Origin of the sequence: Bacillus sp. 17RED48 (assembly GCF_019837545.1) — a bacterium.
Classification (GTDB): Bacteria; Bacillota; Bacilli; order Bacillales; family Bacillaceae_G; genus Bacillus_A; species Bacillus_A wiedmannii.
The window spans coordinates 161,377-175,233 of sequence record NZ_JADAXG010000006.1 but is presented as its reverse complement, the minus strand read 5'-3'; the positions used below and the strand labels follow the sequence as shown (position 1 = coordinate 175,233).

The following is a 13,857-nucleotide window of genomic DNA, read 5'->3' as shown; positions in this document are numbered from 1 at the left end:
ACATTATTTTCTATTTCAAAAGCAAAATGATAAAAATCTTTAGACTTGTTCACGCTTTCATTATACAACGAAAGGAAACCGTCTAAAAGACTAGACGGTTTCCAAAACGGAATTTTATTCTTACGCTTTACCGTTAGAACCGAATTCACGCATTTTACCAGCAACAGTTGCTTTAATAGCTTCGCGGCCAGGTCCAATATATTTACGAGGATCGTAAACTTCTTGGTCTTTGCTTAATGCTTCACGAACAGCTTTTGTAAACTCAATTTGGTTCTCAGTGTTTACGTTAATTTTTGAAGTACCTAAAGAAATAGCTTTTACGATATCAGCAGTTGGGATACCAGTACCACCGTGTAATACTAAAGGTACACCAGTGAAGTCACGAACTTGTTCCATTTCAGCGAATCCTAAGTTAGGCTCACCTTTGTAAGGACCGTGTACAGAACCTAAAGCTGGAGCTAGGCAATCGATACCTGTTGCTTCAACAAGGTGCTTACACTCTGCTGGATCAGCGTAAATTACGCCTTCAGCGATGATGTCGTCTTCTTGTCCGCCAACTGTTCCAAGCTCAGCTTCAACAGATACGTTACGAGCGTGTGCGTATTCTACTACTTTTTTAGTAGTTTCAACGTTTTCTTCGAATGGGTGGTGAGAAGCGTCGATCATTACAGATGTGAAACCTGCATCGATTGCTTCTTTACATTTTTCGAAGCTTGAACCATGGTCAAGGTGAATCGCTACAGGAACAGTGATGTTCATTTCTTCGATTAAAGCTTTAACCATAGCTACAACTGTTTTGAAACCAGTCATATGACGAGCTGCACCCTCAGATACACCTAGGATTACAGGAGATTTTTCTTCTTCCGCAGCAGCTAAGATAGCTTGAGTCCACTCTAAGTTGTTCATGTTGAATTGACCAACTGCGTATTTTCCTTCTAGTGCTGTGTTTAGCATTTCTTTCATAGAAACTAAAGGCATGGTGAATCCTCCTAAAAAACGTTTTTTGTATCCGATAAGTTCTTATCGCTGGTAGTATGACCAGAATAAGGTAAAATATGTATATTTACATACCGGACTTTTTTCTACACTCAATAGGATAACAACTTGTACTCAAAAACTCAACCGTATTCACCTACTCAATAGTCCATGTAAACGCTTTTTTCCATATTTTTTATAAAAAATTCATTTTTTACGCCTCTACAGCAAGCTGTTCTCTCACCGCTTGACGAATCTCATCAATATCAAACGGTTTAGCAAAGTGCATTAAAGCTCCTAAATCTTTCGCTTCTTGGATCATATCAAGCTCTCCATAAGCAGTCATTAAAATTACTTTAATACTCTCATCAATTTCCTTTACATGTTTTAAAATCTCTATACCATCCATACCTGGAATTTTCATATCTAACACTACTAAATCTGGATTATCTTTTTTCACGATATCTAAAGCTTGAAATCCATTCGCTGCTTGGAATGTCTGATAACCTTCTTTTTGGAACACTTCATGTAATAACACACGAATGCCATATTGATCATCAACAATTAAAATTTTACCTTCCATAACTCCCAACCTTTCTGTGTAAATACAAGATTTAAAGCTTCTTATATCTTAACGATTAATTTTCGCTATTCTTTGGCAAATCCCTTCCTATTCTTTCTTATTTTACCGTTTCCTATTTTGTTATGCTACCCTTCGATTTCACCTTTCTAAAAAAATAAACTATAATGAAAGCCGATAAACACGTACGAAAGGGAGTAACATTATGTTAAAAATTTTTTCAACTCAATTAAGTGGTTATTTCTCCAGGGTTTCTCAAAAAGAAGAAATGAATATAGAAGATAGTGCCCGTCTACTTGCTCAAGCATTAGTTGGCGACGGTTTCATTTATTTACATGGTACAAATGAAATGGAGGGCGTTGTCGCTGAAGCATTATTCGGTGCTGAACCAATGAAGCAAGCAAAACGATTATTTGAAAATGGTAAAGAAGTAGAAGTAACTTCTGCAGATCGTGTACTTCTTATTAGCCGTTTTTCAACAGATGAAGAAGTTGTAGCAATGGCAAAAAAACTTCAAGCTGATGGACACTCTATTGTCGGCATCTCTGCTATTCAAGAAGGTACTGAATCACTAGAACAATATACAGATGTACATATTGATACAAAGCTGTTAAAAGGTCTTATTCCAGACGATGAAGGCAATCGCTACGGATTCCCAAGTTTAATGGTAGCTTTATTTGCATATCACGGGATCAAATTTACAATCGATGAAATGTTAAATGAATATTAAAAAAAGCGCCCTATTTCAGGCGCTTTTTTTATTACTTGCTCTCTTTATTCGTAATAGAAGCACTTACGAAGTCATGGAACAATGGTTGTGGACGGTTTGGACGAGATACAAGTTCTGGATGGAACTGTGCTGCCACGAACCAAGGGTGGTCTTTTAATTCAATGGTTTCAACTAGACGACCGTCTGGGCTTGTACCAGAGAATACAAATCCTGCTTTTTCCATATCCGGACGGAATTGATTGTTGAACTCATAACGATGACGATGACGCTCATATACAACCGGCTCGTTGTAAGCATTGTAAGCATTTGTTTCTTCAGCAAGCTTACATGGATATAGACCAAGACGAAGTGTGCCACCTAAGTCTTCTACATCTTTTTGTTCTGGTAATAAGTCAATGATTGCATAAGGTGTGTCAGGATTAATTTCAGAAGAGTTAGCTCCTTCTAATCCTAATACGTTACGTGCGAATTCGATTGATGCAAGTTGCATACCTAGGCAAATTCCTAAGAATGGAACTTTGTTTTCACGAGCATATTGAATTGCAACGATTTTACCTTCTACACCACGATCGCCGAATCCACCAGGTACAAGGATACCATCTGTGTCACCAACTAATTCTTGTACGTTCTCTGGTGTTACGTGCTCAGCGTTTACCCATTTCACTTCTACATCTGTGTCGAATGAATAACCCGCATGACGAAGTGCTTCTACAACAGAAATGTATGCATCTTGAAGCTCTACGTATTTACCAACAAGAGCGATTTTTGTTTTCTTAGAAAGGTTACGTACTTTATTAACTAGCGCAGTCCACTCTGTCATATCTGCAGCTGGATTGTCTAATTTCAAGTGATCGCAAACGATTTGGTCCATATTTTGCTCTTGAAGAGATAATGGAACCGCATATAAAGTATCTGCATCACGTGCTTCGATAACTGCTTTTGTATCAATGTCACAGAATAATGCAAGCTTGTCTTTCATATCTTGAGAAACAGGCAATTCTGTACGAACAACGATAATATTTGGTTGAATACCTAAGCTGCGAAGCTCTTTAACGCTATGTTGCGTTGGTTTTGTTTTCATTTCACCCGCTGCTTTTAAATACGGGATTAACGTACAGTGAATGTACATTACATTGTCACGACCGATGTCGCTCTTAATTTGACGGATTGCTTCTAAGAATGGTAGAGACTCGATGTCACCAACAGTTCCACCAATTTCTGTAATAACAACGTCCGCGTTTGTTTCGCGACCAGAACGATATACACGCTCTTTAATTTCGTTAGTAATGTGAGGAATAACTTGAACTGTTCCTCCTAGGTATTCACCACGACGCTCTTTTTGAAGAACTGAAGAGTAAATTTTACCTGTTGTTACGTTGCTGTATTTGTTTAAGTTGATGTCGATGAAACGCTCATAGTGACCAAGGTCTAAATCAGTTTCTGCACCATCATCTGTTACGAATACCTCACCGTGTTGGTATGGGCTCATAGTCCCTGGGTCTACGTTAATGTATGGATCAAACTTTTGAATCGTTACGTTTAAACCACGATTTTTTAAAAGTCTTCCAAGAGATGCTGCTGTAATACCTTTTCCTAAAGACGATACTACACCGCCTGTTACAAAAATATACTTAGTCATGAAAAAGCTCCCTCCTATTTTGCTGTTATATAATCACCGTTGCAAAGCGCAACGTATGTAGATAACACTGTATCCATCTTATTGTTAGACTCTTTTTATTTTCTAAACAAAAAACAAAAAAGAAAATTGCTCCCCTCATCACATAAAGTAATAAGTAGGGAGCAATTTTCTTTTATATTTACACTTTAAAAGTATTATCGTCCTTTTTTAAAGAGCCCAAAAATGATTCTACATGGACGATAATGAAAAGTCAAGAACTACAGTTCTTCCTCTTCTTCTTCAGCTTCAGCTTCATCGTACTCAAGTTCTTCTTCGGCGAAGTCATCGTCATCATCTTCATCTAAATCATCAAGATCATCGTCATCTCCGTCTTCTTCTTCAAGAACCTTGTCCAAATCTTCTACCTCTTCTTCATTTGCGTCTGCATCTTCGAAGTCTTCATCTTCTTCGATGTAGTCGTCAAAACCGTCCTCTTCAACTTTACGTTTCTTCTTCGGTTTTGGCTGAGGTAAGATTTCTTCATCAATTTGCTCATATGGGTACCAGCTACGTAGCCCCCAACGATTTTCTCCTAAATTAATGAAACGTCCATCGATGTTTAAATCTGTATAAAATTGTGCGAGTTTCGCATTAACTTGCTCTTGAGATAGTCCCAGCACTTGAGCGATTTCTCGAACCAACTCGTTGAATGTCGTTGCTTGTCTTTTATCCCCTAAAACGCTATGTACAACTTCAATCATTGAACATTCTTTTAGCTCTTCTGGTGAATATTGCTTAAAATTCACTTATGCGGCACTTCCTTTCTTCAAATATAACCTTATATATAACGGTCTGCTTAAAAAAATCCATACTATTCATTATAAACAAAAGTCGCACAAATATGCTACAAAAAAAACGGGAAACTTTAATATGGTAATAAAATTATAATTTGTCTATTCCTTATTTCGGAAACATATGCGCTCCTTGCAGTACATACCTAATTTGCATTTCTGTATATTCTTCAAGCGTATACAGTTTTTGCAGGGCCCAACGTCTAAATCCCCACATTTGTCCTTGTATGAAAATGTTATGTGCAAGAAGCTGTATCTCTTTTTTATTTAATGTAAATGTCCCATTTTCTGTACACTGCTCTAAAATATTCTCAAACATCCCGACCATTTGAAACTCTTTTTCTAATACATATGGGAGTGATTCTTTCGGTAAAAAACGTACCTCTTGATACATAATTAATACTTCTTCTTGCAATTCATCCATCACTTTAAAATAATTCGTTATCGCTATCTTTAAGCTTTCTATACTTCCCTTCTCTGTACACACTACTTCCTCTAATCTTTCTTTTACATGTTCATAAATACTATCACAAACTAAATATAAAACATCATCTTTTGTACGAATGTACTCATAAAGTGTTCCAATACTAAACCCAGCCGCCTTCGCAATCTCTCTCGTTGTTGTACGCGGGAACCCTTTTTGCTTAAACAATTGCACCGCACCTTTAATCATTTGTTCACGTCTTAACGCAACTAATTTTTCATCTTTCACGGACGCATGTACATTATGTTTAACCATCCCCTTCACCTCTCCCTATTATTTTTTGGAAGGAAAAAGCGTAGGAAAATACCTACGCTTTCATTCCTACTTCGTTAACATACGAGAAATTACAAGCCTTTGAATCTCTTGTGTTCCCTCATATATTTGTGTAATCTTTGCATCGCGCATATAACGCTCTACGGGATAATCTTTCGTATAACCGTAACCACCAAATACTTGTACCGCTTCAGTCGTCACCTTCATCGCTGTATCGCCTGCAAATACCTTTGACATCGCTGACTCTTTCCCATACGGAAGCCCTTCCGATTCAAGCCAAGCCGCTTGGTATGTTAGAAGACGCGCCGCCTCCACATCCGTTGCCATATCTGCAAGTTTAAAGCCAATTCCTTGCTGCGCCGCAATAGGTTTCCCAAACTGATGACGCTCTCTTGCATATTCTACAGAAGCATCTAAAGCCCCTTGCGCAATACCGACTGCTTGCGCGGCAATACCATTACGGCCGCCATCTAATGTTTGCATCGCAACTTTAAATCCTTGGCCCTCTTCCCCGAGTAGGTTCTCTACAGGAATACGGCAATCTTCGAACATAATTTCAGTTGTTGGTGAAGAGCGAATCCCTAACTTGCTTTCCTTCTTCCCAACTGAAAATCCTGGTGTATCACTTTCCACAATAAACGCGCTCGTACCACGCTGCTTCGATTCGGGATCAGTTAACGCAAAAACAACATAAATATCAGCAATACCGCCATTTGTAATAAAGATTTTCGATCCATTTAAAATGTAATGGTCTCCATCTCGTTTCGCAGTTGTCCTCATTCCGCCCGCATCTGAACCAGAACTTGGTTCCGTTAAACCGTATGCGCCAATTTTCGTTCCTTCTGCCATCGGTCGTAAAAACTTTTGCTTTTGTTCTTCCGTTCCAAATTTAAAAATTGGCCAACCAGCAAGTGAAGTGTGTGCAGACAGCGTTACACCTGTTGAAGCACAAACACGAGATAATTCTTCGATAGCAATTACATACGCTAAGTAATCGCTTCCAATTCCGCCGTATTCTTCAGGCCACGGAATGCCGGTTAAACCAAGCTCTGCCATTTGATCAAATAGTGCACGATCAAATCTCTCTTCTTCATCACGCTCAGCTGCCGTCGGTGCTACTTCGTTCTTAGCAAAATCCCGAACCATTTTTCTTATCATTTCATGTTCTTCTGATAGTTTAAAATGCATTCCCGTCTCCCCCTTATCCTTTTATAAAGCTCGACTAATAACAAGTTTCTGTATCTCACTCGTTCCTTCATATATTTGCGTGATTTTCGCATCACGGAAAAATCGTTCTACCGGATAGTCTTTCGTATAACCGTAACCGCCAAATACTTGCACCGCTTCAATCGCAACTTCAACAGCCGTCTTAGAAGCGAATAATTTCGCAATAGAAGCTTCTTTACCGCATGGTAATCCTTGCGCCCTTAGCGATGCTGCTCTGTATACAAGTAGTCGTGCTGCTTCTACGCTAGTCGCCATATCTGCAAGTTTGAATCCGATTCCTTGCTGCGCCGCAATTGGCTTGCCGAATTGCTCACGCTCTTTCGCATAATCAATCGCACATGCAAGCGCCGCTTCCGCGATTCCTAATGCCTGCGCTCCGATTCCAATTCGTCCAACATCTAAATTCGCCATTGCCACCTTAAATCCTTGTCCTTCTTCACCAAGTAAATTCTCGGCTGGCACTTTCATATCTTCAAACGTAAGTTGTACCGTGCGAGAACCAAGAAGTCCCATTTTATGCTCATCTTTGCCGATAATTAAGCCCGGTGTATCTTTCTCTACTATAAATGCAGAAATCCCACTTTTTCCTGCCTCTGGATTTGTAGAAGCGAATACAATGTATGTACTTGCTTCACCGCCATTTGTAATAAATACTTTCGATCCATTAATAATGTAGTGATCGCCTTTCTTTACAGCTCTTGATTTCAAACTCCCTGCATCTGATCCTGCATTTGGTTCTGTTAATGCAAATGCACCTAAATATTCACCAGTCGCAAGTTTAGAAACATATTTCTGCTTCTGTTCTTCTGTTCCAAAATATAAAATCGGGTTCATTCCAACTGACGTATGTACAGCCAAAATTACACCAACAGTTGCACTTACCTTTGAAATTTCCTCAATTGCTAAAATGTAAGAAATAAAATCCATTTCTGCCCCGCCATATTTTGCAGGCGCTGGAATACCCATTAGTCCAAGCTCACCCATCTTCTGCAAAATCTCTTTAGGGAACACCCCTTGTTCCATACTAGGAACAAAGGGAGCTATTTCCTTCTGCGCAAAATCTCGAACCATTTTCCTCATCATTTGTTGCTCTTCGGTAAAATGAAAATTCATGTACTCCGCCTCCGTTTGCTATATATCTTTTTAATAATTTGGTAAGACCACTATTTTAATAAAAGGAGGACTTTATTCGTAAACGTAGAAACCACGGCCTGTTTTACGTCCTAACCATCCTGCGTTCACATACTTGCGTAATAATGGACATGGGCGATATTTACTATCTCCTAATCCTTCATGCAACACTTCCATAATGTATAAACATGTATCTAAACCGATAAAATCAGCTAATGTAAGTGGTCCCATCGGATGATTCATACCTAGTTTCATTACTTCATCAATCGCTTCTTTCGTCGCTACACCTTCATATAACGTATAGATCGCTTCGTTAATCATCGGTAATAAAATACGGTTCGATACAAATCCTGGGAAATCATTTACTTCAACTGGCACTTTCCCGATTTTTTTCGTAATATCTTCAATTGTTTCGTACACCTCATCATCTGTAGCCAAACCACGAATAATCTCAACAAGCTTCATAACCGGAACGGGATTCATAAAGTGCATACCAATTACTTTCTCTGGACGTTTCGTTACTGCTGCAATTTCAGTAATTGGTAGAGAGGACGTATTCGTCGCTAAAATTGCGTGTTCTGGAGCGATTTCATCTAGATTCGCGAAAATTTTCTTTTTAATGTCCATTTTCTCAACAGCCGCTTCAATAACAAGATCCGCTTCCTTCACACAATCTAAATCAAGCGTTACTGTAAGGCGATTTAACGTCGCTTCCTTCTCTTCTTCCTTCATGCGTCCTTTTTCTACTTGGCGCGCTAAGTTTTTCGTAATAATAGCCAATCCTCTGTCTAATTGCTCTTGTTTTAAATCTTGTACCTTCACATCATATCCTGCCATTGCACATACTTGTGCGATTCCCGAACCCATTTGTCCTGCACCAATTACAACTATTTTTTGTACACCCATTCTTTCTTCCCCCTTAATATAAATTGTTAATAAATCAAAAATCACCTACACGTAAATTAACGAACTTCAATCATAATTGCGTCACCTTGACCGCCACCGCTACAAATAGAAGCAATTCCAATTCCGCCGCCGCGCTGCTTCAGTGCGTGGATAAGTGTAACGATAATACGCGCTCCACTTGCTCCAATTGGATGTCCCATCGCTACAGCGCCGCCATTTACATTCAATTTGTCTGGGTCAATTCCTGCAATCTCTGTACTTGCAATTGCTACCGCTGCAAACGCTTCATTAATCTCGAATAAATCGATATCTTCAATTGTCTTTCCTGTTTTTTTCAACAATTCTTTAATTGCATAACCTGGCGTTCTTGGGAAATCTTTAGACTCCACTGCAATTGCTGTATGTGCCAAAATTGTCGCTAATGGCTTTCTTCCTTCTTGCTTCGCTCTGTCTTCGCTCATTAATACGAGCGCTGCACCGCCATCATTTAGTCCAGGAGCATTACCCGCTGTCACTGCCGACGTCTTATCAAATACAGGTTTTAATTTCGCTAATTTTTCAATCGTTGTATCCGCGCGTGGCGCCTCATCTTTTGCAACGACGATAGGATCGCCTTTTCTTTGCGGAATCGTTACTGGCACGATTTCCTCTTCAAAACGTCCTTCTTTATGCGCTGAAACCGCACGCTGATGGCTACGATATGCCCATTCATCTTGCGCTTCACGAGAGATTCCATCTTCCTTCGCAACCTCTCCGCCATAAACACCCATGTGTATACCTGAAAATGCGCATGTTAAACCGTCAGCAACGTTTAAATCGATGATTTCGTTGTTACCCATTCTGTATCCCCATCTTGCACCTCGTAAAATGTAAGGACTGTTACTCATCGACTCCATACCGCCAGCTACAATTAGTGATTGATCGCCAGTACGAATAATTTGATCCGCTAACGTAACCGCACGAAGCCCTGATGCACAAACTTTATTCACTGTTTCCGTCTGTACTTCCCAAGGGATTCCAGCAGCCCTCGCAGCTTGGCGCGATGGAATTTGTCCCTGTCCCCCTTGAATAACTGTTCCAAATATAACTTCCTCAACATCACTAGCAGGAACATTTGCTCTCTCAAGCGCTGCTTTAATTGCAATTCCCCCAAGTTCTGTTGCCTTCACGTCTTTTAAAGATCCTCCAAATTTCCCAACCGGTGTTCTTGCAGCACTTAAAATAACTGTTTTACTCATATTTATTTCCCCCATCTCTTTTTTTAGGACCGAGCGCTCGCTCGGTGTTCTTACGTTGAGAAGAGGTGCAATGATTGCACCTCTCTCTAAAGTTGTATTCATGCTTGCAGATTACATCGCTTCTTTCTTCTGTCCGATAACAGAGCGTTCTAAAATCTCTGTTACATCAAGAGTTTGAACCTTCTCTTCTACTTCTTTCGCTTTCGTCCCATCGCTAATCATCGTTAAGCAATATGGACAACCTGTACCGATAATAGATGGCTCTACAGCTAGTGCTTGTTCTGTACGAGCAACGTTAATACGTGAACCTGCTGTCTCTTCCATCCACATTAAGCCACCACCTGCGCCACAGCACATTCCGGTTTCACGGTTACGTGCCATTTCTACAAGATTCACACCAGGAATTGCTTTCAAAATATCGCGTGGCGCTTCGTATACTTCGTTGTATCTTCCTAAGTAACAGGAATCATGGTACGTAACTGTTTCCTCAATAGCGTGAACAGGTTTTAAGCGTCCTTCTTTCACCCACTGAGCTAACAATTCTGTATGATGATAGACTTCTGCTTGCAAACCAAAGTCTGGATACTCATTTTTAAATGTGTTATAAGCGTGAGGATCAATCGTAACGATTTTCTTCACTCCTGCTTTTTCAAATTCCTCGATATTCTTTGTCGCCATCTCTTGGAAGACAAATTCATTTCCAAGACGTCGCGGTGTATCTCCAGAATTCTTTTCTTTATTACCAAGTATCGCGAATGAAATGCCTGCTTCGTTCATTAACTTCGCAAACGATATCGCAATCTTCTGACTACGATTATCATATGATCCCATTGAACCAACCCAGAATAAATATTCGAACTCCTCGCCAGCTTTCGATTTTTCTTTTACAGTTGGAACTGTTACTTCATCATCACCTTGGCGCCAAGTTTCACGCTCTTTACGGTTCAGTCCCCACGGATTCCCTTGACGCTCGATGTTTGTCATCGCACGCTGCGCTTCCGCGTCCATCTTTCCTTCTGTTAAAACGAGATAGCGGCGTAAATCAATAATTTTGTCAACATGCTCATTCATAACCGGACACTGATCTTCACAGTTACGGCACGTTGTACAAGCCCAAATCTCTTCCTCTGTAATAACATCTCCGATTAAACTCGGATCGTAAGCAAGCGTTGTAGCTGCTGATTCTTGTTGCCCTTTCCCAGCTGCCATCATCGCTAACTGATTTCCTTGTGTATTATTAAAGGCAACTACTGGAACCCACGGTGCTTTTGATGTCACTGCTGCTCCTTTATCAGTTAAATGATCACGAAGTTTTAAAATTAAATCCATCGGCGATAACATTTTCCCTGTCCCTGTTGCCGGGCACATATTTGTACAGCGACCACACTCTACGCAAGCGTATAAATCAATAAGCTGATTTTGTCTAAAGTCTTCGATTTTACCAACACCAAATGTTTCTTGCGTTTCATCTTCAAAGTCAATCTTTTCAAGTTTCCCTGGATTTGAAAGACGACCGAAGAAAACGTTAACTGGTCCCGCAATTAAATGCGCGTGTTTTGATTGTGGAACATACACTAAAAACGTTAACAAAATTAGTAGATGCACCCACCAAGAGAAATAGAACACAGAAATGGCTGCGGTTTCATTTATTCCCGAGAAAACGTAAGCGATTGCAGAAGCAATTGGTTCACTCCATGAAAGCTCCTCGCCGTGCCATATAATTCCCATCCCATTACCGAGTAGCACAGAAATCATTAAGCCACCAATAAAGATAAGAACAAGGCCTGATTTGAAATTACGTTTTAAACGAACTAGCTTCTCAACATAACGTCTATGAAAAGCCCAAAAGACTGCAATTAAAATAACAAGTGTGACAATTTCCTGGAAGAATGTAAATGCAGGGTATAGTGGTCCAAGTGGAAGATGTGATCCTGGTGCGAGTCCTTTCCAAACGAAGTCAATTGCTCCAAATTGGACAAGAATAAATCCGTAAAAGAACATAACGTGAATAATGCCGCTCTTCTTATCTTTCAGCAGCTTTTTCTGACCGAAAACATTGACCTTAAGGAGATCCCAACGCTCTTTAAAACGACGGTCAAATTCAATCTTTTTTCCTAACTGTATGTAGGCCATCCTCGTCCGTATAAGATACACAAACAAATATCCCGCATAAGCAATAACAGCAATGGCAGCCAGCCAATTAATGATCAGTAAGCTATTCATTTTTATGCTACCCCTCTCTTTGTAAGCCCTCTTTCTTTTTTAGAATCTTCAAAAACATATAATTTTCTGAATTTTTTCCCCTATCTTCATTATATAATGAGTGAGCATTCAGTCAACAGTTTTTTGTTATACAACAACATATTTTTTAATAAAGCTGTTTATTTCGGTGAAACTATAAAGTGAAACTTTAATCAGTAGGGGATTGTTTCCTCCCGCCTGATTCCTTTAAGTAAGCCTAATTTTTAAGTAGGTGGCTTACCTCCCATTAATATCGGATAAAGTGAAATTTTAATCAGTGGAGAGCTGTTTATTCCCTACTGATTATTAGCTTCACCAATCGGGCTTTTCCAGGCAACCAGCAAAATGAAGGTGAAAAGAATGCAAAGGAGGGAATCCACTTATGTTCTTCTTATCTCTCTTGTTAATATGCGTTACTCTTTGGATCACAATTGACCTTTTATATGGGAGGATTCTTCACTTAAAGCGTGTGCGCTCTCGTACTTTCCCTTTACGTCAAAGTAATTTTCACCTTTATACATACGGGCAAGATTTATATGATGCTTTATTTACTGATATACAACAAGCAAGGCACCATGTACACGTTTTGTTCTTCATTGTAAAAAACGATAAAATCAGTCGTGAATTTTTAAAGTTACTTATCGATAAGGCACAGGAAGGAATTGAAGTAAGACTTTTACTCGATCGATTGGGAAGCCATTATTTATCAAACGAGGCAATTCGTTCCCTACAAAAACACGGTGTCTCTTTTTCATTTTGTCATAAAGTGAAATTTCCTTTTCCGTTCTTTTCTGCAAATCAAAGAAACCATAGGAAAATTACAGTTATTGATGGGGAAATTGGTTATATTGGTGGATTTAATATTGGAGAAGAATATTTAGGACATAATCAAAAATTAGGATTATGGCGCGACTATCATTTGCGTCTTACTGGGGAAGGAATACAGGATTTACAAAAGCAATTTTTACATGATTGGCTCGACGATACGGATCAAAATTTATTAGATTCATCTCTTTATTTTCCTAAGCAACAACCAGGAACCATTCTACATCAATTTATCCCTACTGATGGTGCCTATTTGCAACATACTTTTTTATATTTAATCGAAAGCGCGAAACAAGAACTCTTTATCGGTACACCATATTTCATTCCTGGGAAAAAAATTATGCACGCATTATTAAAAGCACGAAAACGTGGGGTTCAAATAACGATTCTCGTTCCAGAAAAAGCTGATCACTCCCTTGTTCGAGAAGCAAAATTTCCATATTGCCGAAAGTTAATACAAGCCGGATGTAATATTTACGCATTTCAACGAGGGTTTTTTCACGCTAAAGTTATTATAGCGGACGATTATATTTGTGATATCGGAACTGCAAACTTTGATATGAGAAGTTTATATATTAATCATGAAATCAACTGCCTTTTATATGATAAACATTTTATACAAACAGTAAAAAACAGATTCCATAAAGATTTAGAAAACGCGTCCTTACTTTCCTTTAAAGATGTTAGCCCCCTTTCTCTTATTGATAGAGGGAAAGAATGGCTAGGAACGATACTTTCTTTCTTCTTATAGGAAAGATAATGAGTAAAAAGAGGTGTA

At 39.2% G+C, this 13,857-nt stretch carries 12 protein-coding genes; 2 read left to right on the top strand and 10 right to left on the bottom strand.

The window, feature by feature from the left end; translation table 11 throughout:
• Nucleotides 1-120: 120 nt before the first annotated feature.
• Nucleotides 121-978 carry a class II fructose-bisphosphate aldolase gene (locus ILT06_RS22285; RefSeq protein ID WP_048542703.1) on the bottom strand — a complete coding sequence of 286 codons (858 nt, stop codon included), beginning with the start codon at nucleotides 976-978 and terminating at the stop codon, nucleotides 121-123.
• Between the two features lie 211 nt (nucleotides 979-1,189).
• Complete coding sequence (gene spo0F, locus ILT06_RS22280; protein ID WP_000398593.1) at nucleotides 1,190-1,558, bottom strand: sporulation initiation phosphotransferase Spo0F; 369 nt, start codon at nucleotides 1,556-1,558, stop codon at nucleotides 1,190-1,192.
• A 202-nt stretch (nucleotides 1,559-1,760) separates the two neighbouring features.
• Between spo0F and ILT06_RS22275 the strand changes: the two genes are divergently transcribed.
• Nucleotides 1,761-2,285: a DUF2529 domain-containing protein gene (locus ILT06_RS22275; RefSeq protein ID WP_064476097.1), complete on the top strand. Its 525-nt coding sequence runs from the start codon at nucleotides 1,761-1,763 to the stop codon at nucleotides 2,283-2,285.
• Between the two features lie 31 nt (nucleotides 2,286-2,316).
• Here the strand turns inward: ILT06_RS22275 and pyrG are convergent, their stop codons facing one another.
• From pyrG to ILT06_RS22235, 8 genes are all read right to left on the bottom strand, one after another.
• A complete protein-coding gene (pyrG, locus tag ILT06_RS22270; protein WP_222655559.1) occupies nucleotides 2,317-3,924 on the bottom strand; it encodes a CTP synthase in 1,608 nt (535 codons plus the stop codon).
• A gap of 257 nt (nucleotides 3,925-4,181) precedes the next feature.
• Nucleotides 4,182-4,709 carry a DNA-directed RNA polymerase subunit delta gene (gene rpoE / locus ILT06_RS22265; protein WP_222655558.1) on the bottom strand — a complete coding sequence of 176 codons (528 nt, stop codon included), beginning with the start codon at nucleotides 4,707-4,709 and terminating at the stop codon, nucleotides 4,182-4,184.
• A 154-nt stretch (nucleotides 4,710-4,863) separates the two neighbouring features.
• On the bottom strand, nucleotides 4,864-5,493 hold the full coding sequence (locus tag ILT06_RS22260; RefSeq protein ID WP_000238598.1) for a TetR/AcrR family transcriptional regulator: 630 nt from the start codon (nucleotides 5,491-5,493) through the stop codon (nucleotides 4,864-4,866).
• 66 nt (nucleotides 5,494-5,559) lie between these two features.
• On the bottom strand, nucleotides 5,560-6,699 hold the full coding sequence (gene acdA / locus ILT06_RS22255) for an acyl-CoA dehydrogenase AcdA (protein ID WP_000545531.1): 1,140 nt from the start codon (nucleotides 6,697-6,699) through the stop codon (nucleotides 5,560-5,562).
• A 21-nt stretch (nucleotides 6,700-6,720) separates the two neighbouring features.
• Nucleotides 6,721-7,851 carry an acyl-CoA dehydrogenase gene (locus ILT06_RS22250; RefSeq protein ID WP_001009066.1) on the bottom strand — a complete coding sequence of 377 codons (1,131 nt, stop codon included), beginning with the start codon at nucleotides 7,849-7,851 and terminating at the stop codon, nucleotides 6,721-6,723.
• 72 nt (nucleotides 7,852-7,923) lie between these two features.
• The gene (locus ILT06_RS22245; RefSeq protein WP_000538863.1) at nucleotides 7,924-8,775 is read right to left on the bottom strand and encodes a 3-hydroxybutyryl-CoA dehydrogenase; all 852 of its coding nucleotides are present in this window, start codon (nucleotides 8,773-8,775) and stop codon (nucleotides 7,924-7,926) included.
• Nucleotides 8,776-8,831: 56 nt separating this feature from the next.
• Nucleotides 8,832-10,115, bottom strand: a complete 1,284-nt coding sequence (locus ILT06_RS22240) for an acetyl-CoA C-acetyltransferase (protein WP_098101706.1) — start codon at nucleotides 10,113-10,115, stop codon at nucleotides 8,832-8,834.
• 9 nt (nucleotides 10,116-10,124) lie between these two features.
• Nucleotides 10,125-12,236, bottom strand: coding sequence for a (Fe-S)-binding protein (locus ILT06_RS22235; protein WP_048542718.1), 2,112 nt, complete (start codon nucleotides 12,234-12,236; stop codon nucleotides 10,125-10,127).
• Between the two features lie 400 nt (nucleotides 12,237-12,636).
• Here ILT06_RS22235 and cls point away from each other — a divergent pair, with 400 nt between their 5' ends.
• Entirely contained in the window at nucleotides 12,637-13,830 is a 1,194-nt protein-coding gene (gene cls / locus ILT06_RS22230) for a cardiolipin synthase (protein ID WP_149173787.1), read from the top strand.
• Nucleotides 13,831-13,857 lie beyond the last annotated feature (27 nt).